Here is a 16,073-nt window from a genome sequence, read left to right as displayed (position 1 = left end):
TCCCCGGCCTATTCACCTTCATTTCCCGAACCCGCTTCTGCCATCTCACGAAGCATCTCGGCATTCAGCACAACGATAGCGCCGTGCTCCAGGCGTACCCAATCGCGGGCCGCCCAGGCGCGCAACTGCTTGTTGATGCTTTCCCGGGTCATGCCGACCATCTCGCTGATCTCCTGCTGCGTGATCGCGATGGTTCGGCCTTGCGGTGCAGATTTGTGTTTTTCGGAGAGGCGAAGCAGCGCACTGGCCAGCCGTCCGGGCAGATTCTGCAGGATGATCTGCTCGACCTGATCGCTGGTCCAACGAATCCGCGCGCACAACAGTTCGATAAACTTCATCGCCAGCCCCGGCTGGCTGCGCACAAAGGGTATGAATTCGCGCCGGTCGATGGTGAAGAGCTCGCAATTGCTGTTTGCCGTAGCGTCTGCCGAACGCACCGAACCATCAAGCAACGCGATCTCGCCGAAGATCTCACCGGCCCCGATCAAGTTCAGGATTGCACTGCGACCGTCCGGCGAGGAAATGCTGATCTTCACTGTGCCTGAAATCACCGCGAACAGGCTGACACCCGGATCGCCCTTAGAGAAGATCGTAGCTCCCCTCTTCAGCGTGGAATGTTTGGCGTAACGGCAAAGCTGCTCGAACGCCTCGGCCTCGAGATCGGCAAAATACGGATGCTTTCGCAAAATCGACAGTTTGCTACTCGGAAATCCGTGAGCTTCACCCGTCCTTTGTTGAGGCACGCCAGTCAAACTCCAGACCAAACTGCAGGGATGCACCCCTTCCGTAATCAACGCGGGCTGGCTTTTCAACCGGAAAGCGCGCCACTGGGTCGATTTAGCGGCCGAAAAATGAAGCAGGCGCCCAGCGTCAACGCACCGATAACCGTGGAACCGGCAACCAGATAGTACAGCCAATCAAGCTGCGCGGCAGGCTGTTGCAGCAACAACCACCCTCCAATCAACACGATAGCAGCCCTCAACAGGCTCACCAGCAACGGCGCGGTGGCCCGGCCCCATCCTTGATGGGCAGAAGCAGCACGACCGATACGGGTCCCTGTGCGATGGGCGCCAACTACTACGCAGGCCGCGGTGGCCGCCGTCACGCCCGCTATTGATGCGAGACAAGCTGACCGGCCGCTGGCGCCCGTGGCGCCATGCCGGTGGCTATTCCCTCGCGATTCCCATTTCCTTGATCACGCGCTCGTACTTGGCGAGTTGATCGCGTGTCATGGCGCGCAACTCCTCGGCTGAACTGCCGCGTACAGCAAAACCCAGTTCTTCGAGTTTACGGCGCACATCAGGATCGCCGACCGCCTTCAGCACCTCGACATTCAGACGGGCAATGATGTCCTTCGGCGTGCCGGTGGGAGCAAGAATGGCGAACCATGAGTTGAAGTAGAAACCTGGCAAACCGGACTCCGAGACGGTCGGGACATCAGGGAATTGCGACAGTCTTTTCTCGGTGGTCAACCCGATCAGCTTGAGTTGGCCACCACGAACCAGCGTTGCCACGGTGCCCAGGCCCTGGAAGCCGACCGGGATTTGCCCGGCGGCAATGTCGGTTGCGGCTTGGGTGGCCCCCTTATAGGGCACGTGCGTCAGCGATATGCCGGCAGCCGACGCGAACATCGCCATCGCCAAATGCTGCGGGCTTCCCGGCCCGCCTGAACCATAATCGATCTTGCCGGGCGCCGCCTTCGCGGCTGCGATCAAGTCTGCTGCGCTCCTGAAGCTGGCCTTGTTGTTGGTAACCAATCCCCACTCCACCGTCGCAACCAGCGACACCGGCTCGAAGTCCTTCAGGATGTCCCAGCGCATCTTGGACTGCAGGTTCGGCACCATCGTCATGATGCTGTCGTTGAACCCACCAATCGTGTAGCCGTCCGGTTCGGCTCGGGCGACGGCCTCAGCCCCGATCAGTCCCGACGCACCTGGTTGATTCAGGATCACGAATTGCTGGCCCATGTTGTCGGCCATCTTCTGGGTCACGATCCGCGCTGCAACATCGACCGCACTTGCCGCGGCAAGAGGCACGATCATCTTGATGGGCCGGTCCGGATAGCTCGCTTGGGCGATCGCCTGGTGGCTTGAGAACACTGCAAACGCTGGAAGCAGCAAATGGATCAGGCGCATCTACTTCCCCCAATTTATGTGCGGCGGACTGCATGACAGCAGCCGTCATTCCTTGTGGGAAAGATTGCGCTCGAACTCTCAGCTTTGCAATCGGTCAGGAAGGACTGTCCCGGTAACGAACAATTCGCTTGGCCGGCCAGGAGGACGCGTGGTGATTACAGCAGCTTTCCGTCCGGTCCAAAAAACGGATGCGGGCCATCGAAGGTGCCTATAGGGACTTGATGAGTAACGATAGCACCGAACCCCTCTCCCGGAAACCATGTATGGAGGTGGAAGGCTGGTGGCTCGACCTTGAAGGAGGGTTCGCGCAGCTCGGCCAGATCGAGATCGACAGCATGGTTGGGAGCGGGACAGATCGTGGTCGGAACGCCCGCAAACATGGCCAGTGTCGCGCGATGGACATGCCCCGTTGCGATCAACTGCACGCGCGAGTGACGGCGCACGATAGGCGCGAGTTCGCTTGCGTTGAGGAGATTCTGGCGGTCCATGTGCCAAATGCCCGCCTGGAACGGGGGATGGTGCAGAAACAGCAGCGCCGGCCGGTCGGGCGACGAAGCCAGCATCTCATCCAACCATTGCAACGTAGCTCCCTCGAGCTCGCCGTGCGGCCTTCGGTGCACGCTTGAATCCAGCAACAGCAGATCGAGCCCGGCGACCTCGATCTTCTGATTGAGCGCCCCGGATACGAAGGCGTACGCAGCGGTAGGAAACGCGGCACGCATCAGCTCGCGCGAGTCGTGATTGCCGGGAATACCGGCGAACGGAAGCTTGAGCGGCGCCAACAGCCGCGTGAGGTATTGATATTCCTCGGCCGTCGGCGTGTCCGCGAGATCGCCGGAGATCACCACAAAATCGGGTGCAGGGTTGAATTCGTTCAGTGCCGCAATGCAACGTTCGAGCGCCTTTGCGGTATCGACCCTGCCATAGGCAAGCGATCCCGGCGGCTTGATATGCAGATCGGAAATCTGGGCAATATGAACCGGTTTTGGCGACATCGACCCTCTCAGCTCTCGGGAGGCAGCAGGCGGACAGCGTCCGGCGAAATCGATAATCCGATCCGTTCGCCTGGCCTTGTTCGAAGCGTATTCGGCGCGTCGACAGTGAGCAACCTGTTGGATGCCCCACTGACGACCAGGCGTTGCCTGTCCCCGATGAAGCTGATGCTGTCGATCGTGCCCGAAAGCGACGCACTTCCGGTTGACGTCACGCGAATGGTTTCGGGGCGGATCATCGCGACCACCGCCGGCATGTCCACATCGCAGTGAATCGGCTGCCGTCCGCCCGGCAACACGAGATGACGGTCCTCGATGGTCGCTTCGACAATATTCGCGGCGCCAATGAATTCGGCGACAAAGCGACTTCGCGGCGTGAAGTAGATCTCGCGCGGCGTGCCGATCTGGGCAATCGCTCCCTTTTGCATGACGACGACACGATCGCCGAGCTCCATGGCCTCGGACTGATCGTGCGTCACGTAAATCGTGGTGATACCCAGCGCGCGCAGCAGGCGGTTCAATTCGCCACGCAACCGGTCGCGCAATGCAGCATCGAGCGCCGTCAGCGGCTCGTCGAGCAACAGGATGCCCGGCCGGATCGCAACCGCGCGCGCCAGCGCGACGCGCTGACGTTGCCCGCCGGAAAGCTGGTTGATGCGACGGTTCTCAAGCCCGGAAATATTGGTGAGCGCCACCAGTTCAGCGACGCGTTCGGCGCGCTCCTTGCTGGGCACCCCGCGGATCTTCAGGCCATAGCCGATATTATCCGATACCGTCATGTTGGGGAAAAGCGCGTAGGATTGGAACACCATGCCGACATTGCGCCGCTCGATCGGCACCGGCGTCATGTCCTTGCCGTCGAACAGCACCCTGCCACCGGCATCGGGCAGCTCGAGGCCAGCGATAATGCGCAGCATGGTGGTCTTGCCGCAACCGGAGGGGCCGAGCAGCACCAGCGTTTCGCCGCGGGCGATGTCGAGCGTTGCGGGTTCGAGCGCGCGCGTTCCGTCGGCAAAGGTCTTGCCGCAGGCATCGATACGCACCGCGGCGCCGTGTCCGGCCTGCGCACTCATCTCTTCGGTTCCTTCTCGGCAAACAATTGCATGGCGACCAGCAGCGGAATGATCATCACGAAGAAGATCAGCGTGTAGGCAGAAGCCACCTCCAGCCGCATCGAGGCGTAGCTGTCGGCAAGTCCGATCGGCAACGTCTTGGTCAGCGGCGTATGCAGCATCCAGGTCAGGTTGAATTCGCCGAGCGACAGTGTCACCACCATCAGGCTGCCGGCCAATATACCCGGCAAAGCGTTGGGCACGATCACGTCGCGGAATCGTCGCCACGGCGATGCGCCGAGCGACGCTGCGCCTTCGTCCAATGTCTTGATGTCGATGGTCGCGAATACGGCCATCACCGACCGCACCATGAACGGCATGGTGAAGATGACGTGGCCCACGAGAACGAACAGCCAGGAACGGCGGAAGTCGCCGAAGCCGCCGTAGGTCAAGAGCAGCGCCAGTGCGATGGCGAGGCCAGGGATCGCCAACGGCAATGTGATGATCTCCTCGACGACACGCGACATGCGCCCTCCCCTGATGTGCAACGCATAGGCGGCTGGAACGCCCACGGCGAGCGTCAATGCAAGAGTTGCGAATGAGATCACGAATGAGAGCAGGATAGTGCCGGCATAGAGCTCCCACACCTGCCCGACCCATTGCAGGGTCACGCCGGACTGGATGCCGCGGAAATAATTCACGGTCACGCCGGCGGAAATCGACAGGATCGCGGGCACTACCAGGAAGGAGGCGACCAGCAGGGTAAAAATGAGTTGGGAGGTGAAGATCAGGCGATCGCGCATGGTCTCATCCGGCGGCCGCAACGGCGCTTCCGCTGAAGGAACGAGCAAGCGCAAGAATGAACCAGGTGATGATGCCAAGACCGACCGACAGCGCGGCCGAGGTCGACAAATTCGCGGCCAGCGTGAACTCGGTATAGATCAGCATCGGCAGTACATCGATGTTCGTCGCCAGCGTAAACGCTGTCCCGAATGCTCCCATCGCAGTCGCAAAGGCAATTGCGCCGGAAGCGACGAAGGCCGGCGCCAGCGCCGGCAGAACGACATCGCGCTGCACCGCCCACGGCCCCGCGCCAAGCGAACGCGCGGCTTCTTCCAGACCGGCATCAAGCTTCTGCACCGCGGCCATGATAGTGAGAATGACACGCGGAATGGAAAAATAGAGATATCCGAGAAACAGCCCGTAGATCGAATAGGCGAAGACCAGCTTTTCGCCAAACAGGCGGTTGGAGAAATCGCCGATCAGGCCCTGTCGCCCGGCGAGAAGAATGATCATGAAGCCGACCACCACGCCGGGAAAAGCCAGCGGAAAGGTCAGCATCGCAATCAGAACGGCGCGGCCGGGGAAACGATGCCGTTGCAGGAACATCCCGGCGATCGTCGCCACGATCAGGGTCACGATGGTGGTCGCGGCAGCGAGCAGCACCGTGTTGATTAGGGTCGCGCGGTAACGCGGCTCGGTCAGGATGGCGAGATATCCCGCGAGCCCCTGCGGTCCCCCTGCCCCGGTTACAACGAGCCGCGCCATCGGCAACAGGAAAAATGCCGCTGTCACTACCGCAAGCGGCAGCAGGCATAACCAGACAAAAGACCTATGTGACATCGGAAGCTGGCGCCCCGGCGAGAGGCACCATATTGCCTCAGCGGACCTCGGCGAGATAGCGGTCGACAAAGCCTTTTTGCATGTTTTCCATCTGGCCCCAGTCGACGTTCTTCGCGCGCGCATATTCGCTGTCGGGCAGGAATTTCTTCTTGACCGCTTCGGGCAGATCGATCGGCCGCGCCGGGCGAAGGTAGGCGTTCGTCCAGATCGCCTGCCCCTTGTCGGACAAGAGATAATCCAGCACCTTCCTGGCCTTGTCCTTGTCAGGCGCGTTCTTGACGAGGCCGACGACGTAGGGAAACACCACCGATCCCTCGCAGGGGATTACGAATTCAAAATTTCCCTTCTCTGAATATTTCGCGCGATAGGCGTTGAAATCATAGTCGAACAGGATCGGCATCTCGCCGGAAACAACGCGGGCGTAGGAAGTCTGCTTGGGAACGATCGGATCGTTCTTCCGCAAGTCCTTGAAGAAGTTAATAGCAGGATCGAAGTTTGCTTCGGAGCCACCGAGCGCCAGATTGATGGCGACCGCGCCGACGTAACCGACGGCGGCCGAGGACGGATCGAGATAGCCGACCATGCCCTTATAATCGGGCTTCAGGAGATCCTTCCAGCAGGCCGGCACCGGCTTGCCGCCGAGAGCGTCCTTGTTCACGAATAAGCCGAGCGTGCCGGAATGAATCGTGGTCCAGTGGCCGTCGGCATCCTTCAGGCCGGCAGGAACCTGATCCCATTTCGCTGGCTTGTAAGGCTCGAGCGCATCCTGCGCCTTGGCCTTCATGCCGAAGGTGACACCGAAATAGCCGATATCGCCGACCGGGTTGCTCTTCTCGGCCAGGATCTGAGCCAACGCCTGGCCGGAATTCTTGTTGTCGTGCGGGATATCGTAGTTGAGATCGGCTTTAATGGCCTTGAGCATGGAAGCCCAGTCCGCCCATTCTGGCGGGCAATTGTAGCAGATGACGTCGGCCGCTTTGGCGGATTGCCAGGGCGCGATCAGCAACAGCGCCAACAGAGCAAGAACAAAGCGGGCGGTCTTCATGAGTCACTCCAGATTAGCATCGCAGTTTGCGATTTCAGTATCAGCTGGTGTGCAAGTATAGACCGCGTATGAACGTTTTGCGACAAGCCGTGTTGCTATGCAGCAAGCTGCAACGCCGGCGGCATCCGGCAATTTCGCAGGCCGGCGATTTCCGCTAGCATCCAGCGCGAGAGGAGAGGCCCATGTACCAACCTCCAGGCGTTAAGACGTCGTCCGATTCTCCGATTCCTGACCGGATGAGGGCCTGGGTACTCGGCGATCCGGATCAGCTCCTGCTGCGGGAAAAGCCGGTACCCGTTCCTTCGCGCGCCGAAGTTCTGATCCGGATCGATGCGGTTGCGATCTGCGCCACCGATATCGAAATCATTCATCGGGGCTCACCGGCCAGCATTGGAGGCGGCCTGCCCTTCAACAAGAATTTCACGCCCGGCCACGAATATATGGGCACAGTCGCCGCGCTCGGGCCTGACGTCGACGAGTTCGAGATCGGTGAGCGCGTCAGCGTGGAGATCCACGCCGGATGCGGCCAGTGCAAACGCTGCCGCCAGGGCATGTACACGTCATGCTTGAATTATGGGAAACCGGAAAAGGGCCATCGCGCAAACGGCTTCACGACGGACGGCGGCTTTGCCGAATACGCGGTCAATCATATCAATACGCTGGCGCGCGTGCCCGACACCATGAGCGACGCAGAGGCAACGCTCGTCGTTACCGCGGGTACGTCGATGTATGGGCTGACGGAGTTGGGAGGCCTGGTGGCCAGCGAGAGCGTCGTGGTGATTGGTCCGGGGCCGATCGGACTCCTCGCGGTCGCTGTCGCCAAGGCGCTCGGCGCAAGCCCGGTCATCCTGACGGGAACGCGCAACAAGAGGCTGGCGATCGGCCAGGAGCTCGGCGCCGACCGTGTCATCAATATCAACGACGAGGACGCGGTTGAGGTGGTCAAACAACTCACCGGTGGCATCGGTGCAGACTATGTAGTCGAGTGCGCCGGCAACGAGGCGACGATCAACCAGGCCATTCACATGACCAATCGCGGCGGGAAGATATGCCTCGCCGCGTTCCCGCACGATCCAGTCACGATGGATCTCGCGCATCTCGTGAAGAACAACATCTATGCCTACGGCATTCGTGGCGAAGGCCGCAGCGCCACCCGCCGCGCCATGGCGCTGATGGCGGAAAAGCGTTTCGACGCCACGAAAATCCATACCCACACATTTCCGCTGGCCGACCTGCCGACTGCGCTACGATATGCCCGCGAGCGCATCGACGATGCGATCAAGGTGGTCGTCACTAACCGGAAGGCGGGCGCGATCGAAAATGCGGCGGCCGAATAGCGCGAACGGCGACGGTCAACGCCCTTCGAACTTCGTGCTAGATTCGTCCCAAGGCGGTCAGGACAACCTGAGGCGTCAGAGGAATCTCTGTGATAATTGTTCCGAACGGCCTGAGTGCGTCATTGACCGCATTGGTTACGGCCGCCGCCGCACCTGCCGTCCCGGCCTCGCCCGCGCCCTTCGCACCCAGCTCGGATTCCATTGTCGGTGAGACCACATGCCCGACATCGATATCCGGCATCTCACCGGACATCGGAACCAGATAATCGGCCATATTGGCGTTCGTGAGCTGGCCGCGTTCGTCATACACGCATTTCTCAAACAGCGCCGCACCAAGGCCCTGCACCACGCCACCCCTGATCTGCTCATCGACCAGTTGGGGATTGATGATGGTGCCGCAGTCCTCGACCACCCAATGCTTCAGCAGCTTCACAAAACCCGTATCGATATCGACCTCCAGCCACGAGGCCTGAATACCATTGGTGAAGGCGAAAGGGTATTCACGCGGGACAAAGTGCCTGGCTGCCATCAGTTCGGCCTGAATGCCCGGCGGTAGCGTGTCGGGACGGAAATAGACAATCCGCGCGAGTTCGCCCAACTCGATCCGCGGCGCACTATCGGCGGCATTCACGACAGCATTGTTGACGATGTCGAGTTCACCCGGCGCAGCCTGGAGGATGGCGGCTGCGACGTCGAGTATGTTCTTGCGCAGTACCTTGGTGGCCTGCAGTGCGGCCTCCCCGCCAATGCCGGCGCCACGAGAGGCCCAGGTGCCCCCGCCATACGGCGTGTTGTCGGTGTCGCCCAGGATCACGCGTACACGGTCCATCGAGACGCCAAGCACGCTGCCAACGATCTGTGCCGTGAGCGATTCCGAGCCCTGCCCCTGCTCAGTTATACTGGTCTGGCAAATCACAGAGCCCTGAGCATCGAGCCGCACCGCGACGCCGTCCTGGGAAGATATTTTCGCGCCCCCGACACCATAGAAGGCTGCGCTGGGATTGGTGACCTCGATGAAGCTGGCGATGCCGATACCTCGATGGATATTTCTTGTTCGCAAGGCCGCCTGCTCCACGCGCAGCGCGTCGTAATCCATCATCCCGGTGAGCTTGGCGAGCGCTGCGTGATGCGACAGCTGCTCGAAGCGCAAACCCGATGGCGAGGCGCAGGGATAGGCGTTATCGGCAATCAGATTACGGCGACGGATTTCGATCGGGTCCATGCCGATCTTCATGGCCGCCATATCGACCAGACCTTCGGTCACCGAACAGGCGATCGGATGGCCGACAGCCCGGTACTGGCACATCACATTCTTGTTCTGGAATACGACCCGAGCCCGGGCTCGGTAGTTCCTGGTCGCATAGGGGCCGCCGACGAGGTTAACGACCTGATTGGCCTCGATCGCGCTGGTGCGCGGATACATTGAATAGGGTCCGATACCCGTAAGATCGTCGATCTCGAAGGCCGTGATGGTGCCGTCACGATTGACGCCGATCTTTCCCTTGCAGCGATGGTCGCGGGCATGAATGTCAGTGTTGAAGCTCTCGACCCGATCGGCGACGAATTTGACCGGACGCCGCAGCAACTTGGATAGCGCGTAAGTTGCCATCTCGTCGGCATAGATGTGGACCTTAATGCCGAAGGAACCGCCAACGTCCTTGCAGACCACGCGGACCTGCGATTCCTTCAAACCGAGATGGAGCGCAGCGATATTTTGCACCATATGCGGCGCTTGCGTGCCTTGATAGATGGTCAACCTTGCTTCCGCGGCATTCCAGTCTGCCACCACCGCGCGTGGTTCCAGCGTCACGCCGGTGTGCCGCCCGAAAACGAAGTCTGCCTCCACCACCTCGTCGGATTCGGCAAAGGCCTGGTCGACGGCGCCTGCGTCGTGATTGCGCTCAAAAGCCAGGTTGTCACCGAGCGAGGCATGGATCACGGCTGTCGCTGGATCAAGCGCGGTGCGCATATCCGTTACGGCATCGAGCTCCTCATATTCGATCGAGACAAGCTCCGCGGCGTCCTCGGCCTGCGCGCGGCTGCTCGCCACTACAGCCGCGACCGCTTCGCCCTGCCAGCACACGCGGTCAACCGCGATAGCGCTTTGCGGAGCGGATTTGAGGCCCTTCAAATGCGAGAGTACGCCGACCCATGGCGTAATGACGGTCGAGAGCTCCCGGCCTGACACTACCGCAATCACTCCCGGCATCTGTTTGGCTGTCGAAGCTTCGATGCCATTGATCTTCGCATGCGCGTGTGGCGAGCGCAGAAACACGACATGTGCCATGCGCGGCAGCTCGATGTCGCTGACATAGAGCCCGCGCCCCTGCATCAGCCGGTCGAGGTTCGGCCGTGGCACTGTCTTGCCGATATAAGAGCCCGGACGGTCCAGCGCAGAAAGCATTTCAGGATTTGCCCGGGCTGATGTCATGGCAGGCGTCCGCTGCGTGCCCGCGCCGTGGTTTCGATGGCGTCGACGATTGCCTGGTAGCCTGTGCAGCGGCAATAATTGCCGGAAAGATGTTCGCGGATCTGTTCTCGGTCCAGAGACGGCGATTGCTTCAGCAGATCATGCGCCGCCATCAGCATTCCCGGCGTACAGAAGCCGCATTGCAGTGCGTTACGTTCCCGGAACGCAGACTGCAAATCCGCAATCTCACCGCTGTCGGATAGCCCCTCGATCGTCTCAACCGTTGCATTGTGCGTCTGCACCGCAAGCATCAAACAGGAACGGACAATATCGCCATTGACGCGGACCGTGCATGCACCGCACACCCCGTGCTCGCACCCGACATGCGTGCCGGTAAGCTTTAGATGCTCGCGAAGAAAATCCGCCAAATTCAGGCGTGGTAGTACATTTGCTTCAACACGCTCGCCATTAACACTCAGTGAAATTGCAACCGCAGCCGTCACGCCAATGCTCCCGTGCAGAGATCAGGGCGGGCAAGCAACGACGATACGCAACGCGCTAGCAGGACCTTCGCAAGATGCCGACGCATGGCAGGTGTCGCCTGTTGATCCTCCAGGGGATCCAACTCGTCATCCAACGCGGAAAACGCCTCCGACAACACCGCCGACGTAATGACGACATCAACCAGTTTGCCGGCAGACTTGGCTAGCAACGGGCGATCTCCGACGGCAAAGAAACCAAGACGAAGATCCGCGAACTGCCCATCCTTGACGAGGGCTTGTGCTGCGAGGCCGACGATCGCGTAGTCGCCATGTCGGCGAGCGAACTCATGAAAGAAATGCGTCGAATTCTTTGGGGTCACCGGCAACTCGACAGCGACCAACAGTTCCTGCGGCGTAAGCGCGGTTTCGTAGATTCCGGCAAAGAACTGGTTTGCCGCAATCCGCCGCTCGCCGCTCGGCCCGCGAACAACAATGGTCGCGCCAAGCGTCAGCATGCAGGCCGGCAGCTCCGAAGCTGGATCTGCCTGCGCAAGGCTCCCTCCAATGGTCCCGCGGTTGCGGATCGCGGGATGGGCGACATGGGTGAGAGCATCCCTCAGCAAGGGAGCATGGGCCGCAATTTCCGGAGATTTCAACAGATCGACGTGACGTGTCAGCGCACCGATGGTGAGGACGCCGCCCTTCACCACAACCCCGCGCAACTCGGCCAGCTCACCGATATCGATAATGAGTTCTGGCGCGATTAAGCGTAGATTCATCGCCGGCAGCAGGCTCTGGCCGCCCGACAACACCTTGGCCTTCTCGCCATGCGCGGTCAGCAATTCCAGCGCATTTGCGACGCTGGTCGCGCGAGCGTAAGCGAAAGCCGAGGCTTTCATTTTTGGCGTGACCTCCCCGGCCCACACGATCGGCATTTTCGCGGGATTAGACGGCTGAGACTGCCAAAGGTCAAGTTTGTTGTCGGGTGATTATTTCGACTTTGAGCTTGTTTTCGTGCGGCGAACGACGCACGTTCTGTGCCAAACCAAAAAGCCTGCCTTTCGGGGAAGAGCAGACCATGATGCTTGGGTTCTTTACGATGCCGATCCATCCTGTCGACAAGGATTGGCGGCTGTCGCTCAGGGAGGATCGAGAGGCTTTCCTGCTGGCCGACGAGCTCGGGTTCACCGAGGGCTATGTCGGCGAGCACACCACCGACAGAGCCGAGAACATTACGTCCTGCATAGCTTTCATCGCATGGCTTGCTGCGGCAACCAGGCAGATCAAGCTTGGCACCGGCACCGTCAACATGCCGAACGCTCATCCGGCAGCTATTGCAGCCTCGATCGCGATGCTCGATCACATGCTCGACGGACGCCTGATCTTCGGTATCAGCCCCGGTGGCCTGCTCTCGGACGCGGAAGTGTTTGGCAATCTCGAAGCGGACAGGAATGCCATGTTCCTGGAGGCGATCAACCAGGTGCTTCAGATCTGGGCCAGCGATCCCCCATACAATCTTCGCGGCAATTACTGGAACATATCAGTTCAGAAAACCCTGATCGAAGACATTGGCCAGGGCTTCATTCCGCGTCCGCTGCAACAGCCACACCCGCCAATCGTGGTGACGGCGGTGGCGCCGTTCTCTAAAGGCGTAACGGAAGCCGCCGCACGTGGTTGGGATCCTATCTCCGCAAACTTCCTGATGCCGGCCTGGGTGAAAAGCCACTGGCCGAAATATGTCGAGGGTTGCGAACGCGCGGGCCGCCCTGCGGACACGGCGAATTGGCGCGTTGCCAAGAGCGTGTTTGTCGCCAAGGACGCAGCCACCGCAAAGGCGTATGCCACCGATCCGGACGGGCCTTATGTCTATTATTATCGCTCGTTGCTTACCAAGCTGCAGCGCGGCGGTCGCATCGAGCTGTTCAAGACGCGCCGCGATCAGCCCGACGACGAAGTGACGCTGGAGTCGATCTGCGAGAAGCTCATCATTCATGGCACTCCGGACAGCGTGGCGGATCAGATACTGGCTTTTCAGGAAGAGATCGGGCCCTTCGGCACGCTGCTCTATGCCGGCAAAGACTGGAGAGACCGGGAACTGGGGCGCCAGTCGATGATCCTGATGGCCGAAAAAGTCATGCCGAGGGTCAACGCCGGTGCGTCCAGCGGCTCCAGGGCCGCCGAATAACCCGCTTACACGAGGAACGCTTGCCGTGGCGCTAAGCGATCGCATCCCTTACCAAGCACAGATCGACCGGCCGAAGCTCGCACTTCCCGGCGGAAAGAAGCTTGCGGTATGGGTCATCCTCAATATCGAGGAGTGGCGGATCGAGAACGCCATGCCTCGCACGGTGCTAAGCCCGCCTATGGGGCAGCCGCTGCTGCCTGATATACCGAACTGGTCATGGCACGAGTACGGCATGCGCGCCGGCTTCTGGCGTCAGTTCAAGGCACTGACCGACCGCAAAATGCCGGTGACCCTGGCGATCAATGCCAATGTTTGCAATTCCTACCCGCGCGTCGCATCCGCCGCGCTGGAAGCTGGATTCGAATTCATGGGCCACGGCTTTGTGCAGGGGCCGATGCACAAGGTCGAGAACCAGGCAGACGCCATCAAGCGCTCGGTCGAAACAATTTCAAAGTTTTCGGGGAAGCCGCCACGGTCATGGGAAAGCCCCGGCCTCACCGAGACCGGCGAAACACTTGATCTGCTCCGCCTCAACGGTATCGAGTATGTCGCGGACTGGGTGATCGACGATTTGCCGCAGGATATCGCCACGCCTCACGGCACCATCACGACGATCCCCTATTCGGTCGAAACCAATGATATCGTCATCCACGCGCTGCAGCATCTGCCTTCCGAACAATTCCTGAAACGCTGCACCGATCAGTTCGACCGGCTATACCTCGAAGGCGCATCTAACGCGCGGATCATGGCCATCTCAATCCACCCCTACATTACGGGCGTGCCGCATCGCATCAAGTATCTGGAGGCGCTGCTCGACTATGTCCTTGGTCACGACGGCGTGGCACTGATGACAGCCAGCGAGATTGGCGACTGGTACCGAGCTGAGATGGCAAAGAATTAGGCTGCGCTCTACACAAACCTGCGGCGAAATGCTGCGATCCGCTCACGAGGACTTGTCGCCATCCCCGGCAATAAACCGGCCGAAGCTGCCGCGCGCAAACAGCAGCGGTTCCTGCCGATTATAGGCGTAGGCTTCGACGGCGCCCAGGAAGATGATGTGGTCGCCGCCGTAATATCGATTGGCTGCGCGGCATTGGAAATTGGCGACGCTGTCGGTCAACACCGGCGCGTTGCCGAGCCCCGGCGTCCAGCTCACGCCAGCGAACTTGTCATCCGACGATTTGGCAAACCGCGACGCCAGCGCTTGCTGGGAAGCTCCGAGAACATTGACCGCGAAATGGCTGGCATTCTGGAAGATCGTAAGTCCTTGAGAAAACATCCCCAGACTCCACAATACCAACGGCGGATTGAGTGACACCGAGGCAAAGGAGTTGCAGGTCACGCCATACGGCCTTCCATCCGCCGCCATCGCCGTAACGATGGTGACGCCCGTGGCGAACATGCCAAGGGCATTGCGAAAATCGCGCGGGTCGATCGCCGAGTTGTCGCTGGCAAGTTCGTTGGCCGGATCGGCCGGATGTTTGGGTGCGTCAGACATCCGCCGGGCCTCAGAGCGTCAGATTTTCGGACGGCAGGCCAAGCGCCACGCGTCCATAATTGGTTCCTGCCGCATCGAAATTGAATGCGAGGTGCGAATTCACCGCGTGAGCGTCGCGGAACTGGCGTTGCAGCGCGCCAGACGTGAACAGGCTGCGCGCACCGCTTGCCGCAAACAACAACGAGACCGCTTCGGTGCAGAGGTTCACCGCGAACGCACCATCCCGTCGCAGTCTCGTCTTGGCCGCAAGGTCGGGAATGTGGCCCCGCCTTGCGTCGGCCATCGCATCGATACAGTTCGTGCGCATGACGAGGCGGGCCGCGTCGACTTTGGCGGATGCCTCCGCGATCTTGATTTGGGTCGTCTGGAGGTCGCTGAGCTTGGCACGATTGTAAGTCGAGGCCCGATGCCGCGCGAATTCGACGTAATCATTCAGACAGGCCTGGGCATTACCCAAGCCGACACCTGACAACACGTAGGGAAACAGCGAGAATACCGGCAGCGCATACAGCGCGTTTGGATTGACGACGCTTCCTGGCGTCGGCCCGCCGGTCAGATCACTGACCGCGACGGTCATTTTCTCCGCAACAAAGGCATCCTCGACCCATACGTCGTTCGACCCGGTACCGCACAGCCCCGTCGCGTTCCAGGTGTCGTTGATCTTGTACGCACTCCTGTTGAGCAGGAATATCCGGTATTCGATGCCGTCAGCCTCATCGTCTGAAGACACCACACCGGAAAGCATGTTCCAGTCGCAAGACTCGACACCCGAGGAGAACGGCCAATGACCACGCAGGACATATCCCCCGTCCGCCTTTCTCGCGCGGCCGGCTGGAAAGATGAAGGACGACGCGATCAGCGCATCGGCATCCTTGGTCCAGACCGCGTCCTGTGCCTGCCGGTCAAACATCCCCAGCATCCAGTGATGGCTGGCAAGATTGGCAAAATTCCAGGCCACGGAAGCATCCGCCTGCCCCAGCGCATCGGCACAATCGACCAGAGCGACGTAGTCAAGCTCCGCACCTCCGACGCGTTTGGGCTGCACGACTCGGAATAGGCCTGCATCATGCAAATCGCGCTCGGTCTCCGGCGGCAGGCGCCGAAGCTCTTCTGTCTTTGAAGCACGATCGCGCAATTCTGGAATCAGAGCCTTAGCACGCGCAACCATGGCGGCATAGCTGGCCGTACCCGGTCCCGCGGCCGGACCTGCATCAGGCTTGACGCCATCTCCAGCCATCTGTTTCCTCGCCTGCTCCGTTGCTTTGCGCCGCCCGAGCTTCGTCAGTCTACCGCCTGATCGGCAATGATCAAGGC

General features: G+C 60.5%; 16 protein-coding genes. 3 read left to right on the top strand and 13 right to left on the bottom strand.

The window, feature by feature from the left end; all coding sequences use genetic code 11:
* Positions 1-8: 8 nt before the first annotated feature.
* The 8 genes from GWE18_RS08650 to GWE18_RS08615 form a co-directional block, all read right to left on the bottom strand.
* The gene (locus tag GWE18_RS08650; RefSeq protein ID WP_275185591.1) at positions 9-752 is read right to left on the bottom strand and encodes a Crp/Fnr family transcriptional regulator; all 744 of its coding nucleotides are present in this window, start codon (positions 750-752) and stop codon (positions 9-11) included.
* Positions 753-808: 56 nt separating this feature from the next.
* The gene (locus tag GWE18_RS08645) at positions 809-949 is read right to left on the bottom strand and encodes a hypothetical protein (RefSeq protein WP_275185343.1); all 141 of its coding nucleotides are present in this window, start codon (positions 947-949) and stop codon (positions 809-811) included.
* Positions 950-1,166: 217 nt separating this feature from the next.
* Positions 1,167-2,135 carry a tripartite tricarboxylate transporter substrate-binding protein gene (locus tag GWE18_RS08640; RefSeq protein WP_275185342.1) on the bottom strand — a complete coding sequence of 323 codons (969 nt, stop codon included), beginning with the start codon at positions 2,133-2,135 and terminating at the stop codon, positions 1,167-1,169.
* Between the two features lie 155 nt (positions 2,136-2,290).
* Positions 2,291-3,130 (bottom strand): phosphodiesterase, encoded by an 840-nt coding sequence (locus tag GWE18_RS08635; protein ID WP_275185341.1) that lies wholly within the window; start codon positions 3,128-3,130, stop codon positions 2,291-2,293.
* Positions 3,131-3,138: 8 nt separating this feature from the next.
* Complete coding sequence (locus GWE18_RS08630) at positions 3,139-4,200, bottom strand: ABC transporter ATP-binding protein (RefSeq protein ID WP_275185340.1); 1,062 nt, start codon at positions 4,198-4,200, stop codon at positions 3,139-3,141.
* On the bottom strand, positions 4,197-4,982 hold the full coding sequence (locus GWE18_RS08625; RefSeq protein ID WP_275185339.1) for an ABC transporter permease subunit: 786 nt from the start codon (positions 4,980-4,982) through the stop codon (positions 4,197-4,199). The genes GWE18_RS08630 and GWE18_RS08625 overlap by 4 nt, the downstream gene beginning before the upstream one ends.
* Before the next feature lie 4 nt (positions 4,983-4,986).
* The gene (locus GWE18_RS08620; RefSeq protein WP_275185338.1) at positions 4,987-5,802 is read right to left on the bottom strand and encodes an ABC transporter permease; all 816 of its coding nucleotides are present in this window, start codon (positions 5,800-5,802) and stop codon (positions 4,987-4,989) included.
* Positions 5,803-5,839: 37 nt separating this feature from the next.
* Positions 5,840-6,847, bottom strand: a complete 1,008-nt coding sequence (locus GWE18_RS08615; RefSeq protein ID WP_275185337.1) for an ABC transporter substrate-binding protein — start codon at positions 6,845-6,847, stop codon at positions 5,840-5,842.
* 182 nt (positions 6,848-7,029) lie between these two features.
* On the opposite strand from GWE18_RS08615, the gene GWE18_RS08610 reads away from it, so the two are divergent.
* The gene (locus GWE18_RS08610) at positions 7,030-8,184 is read left to right on the top strand and encodes a zinc-binding dehydrogenase (RefSeq protein ID WP_275185336.1); all 1,155 of its coding nucleotides are present in this window, start codon (positions 7,030-7,032) and stop codon (positions 8,182-8,184) included.
* Between the two features lie 37 nt (positions 8,185-8,221).
* On the opposite strand, the gene GWE18_RS08605 is transcribed toward GWE18_RS08610, so the two are convergent.
* From GWE18_RS08605 to GWE18_RS08595, 3 genes are read right to left on the bottom strand one after another with little or no spacing between them, the layout of a single operon-like run.
* The gene (locus GWE18_RS08605) at positions 8,222-10,615 is read right to left on the bottom strand and encodes a xanthine dehydrogenase family protein molybdopterin-binding subunit (protein WP_275185335.1); all 2,394 of its coding nucleotides are present in this window, start codon (positions 10,613-10,615) and stop codon (positions 8,222-8,224) included.
* Positions 10,612-11,097, bottom strand: a complete 486-nt coding sequence (locus tag GWE18_RS08600) for a (2Fe-2S)-binding protein (protein WP_275185334.1) — start codon at positions 11,095-11,097, stop codon at positions 10,612-10,614. The genes GWE18_RS08605 and GWE18_RS08600 overlap by 4 nt, the downstream gene beginning before the upstream one ends.
* Positions 11,094-11,975 (bottom strand): xanthine dehydrogenase family protein subunit M, encoded by an 882-nt coding sequence (locus tag GWE18_RS08595; protein WP_275185333.1) that lies wholly within the window; start codon positions 11,973-11,975, stop codon positions 11,094-11,096. Before GWE18_RS08595 ends, GWE18_RS08600 begins: the two co-directional genes overlap by 4 nt.
* 179 nt (positions 11,976-12,154) lie before the next feature.
* Between GWE18_RS08595 and GWE18_RS08590 the strand changes: the two genes are divergently transcribed.
* Both GWE18_RS08590 and GWE18_RS08585 read left to right on the top strand, forming a co-directional pair.
* The gene (locus GWE18_RS08590) at positions 12,155-13,261 is read left to right on the top strand and encodes an LLM class flavin-dependent oxidoreductase (protein WP_275185332.1); all 1,107 of its coding nucleotides are present in this window, start codon (positions 12,155-12,157) and stop codon (positions 13,259-13,261) included.
* A 25-nt stretch (positions 13,262-13,286) separates the two neighbouring features.
* Entirely contained in the window at positions 13,287-14,162 is an 876-nt protein-coding gene (locus tag GWE18_RS08585; protein ID WP_275185331.1) for a polysaccharide deacetylase family protein, read from the top strand.
* 42 nt (positions 14,163-14,204) lie between these two features.
* Here GWE18_RS08585 and GWE18_RS08580 read toward each other — a convergent pair whose 3' ends face one another.
* Positions 14,205-14,759, bottom strand: coding sequence for a flavin reductase family protein (locus GWE18_RS08580; protein ID WP_275185330.1), 555 nt, complete (start codon positions 14,757-14,759; stop codon positions 14,205-14,207).
* Positions 14,760-14,769: 10 nt separating this feature from the next.
* Positions 14,770-15,996, bottom strand: coding sequence for an acyl-CoA dehydrogenase family protein (locus tag GWE18_RS08575; protein ID WP_275185329.1), 1,227 nt, complete (start codon positions 15,994-15,996; stop codon positions 14,770-14,772).
* Between the last annotated feature and the right edge of the window lie 77 nt (positions 15,997-16,073).

This window comes from Bradyrhizobium sp. CSA112 (genome assembly GCF_029051645.1).
GTDB lineage: Bacteria > Pseudomonadota > Alphaproteobacteria > Rhizobiales > Xanthobacteraceae > Bradyrhizobium.
The sequence above is the reverse complement of the archived record's forward strand: the minus strand, read 5'-3'. Positions and strand labels throughout refer to the sequence as shown.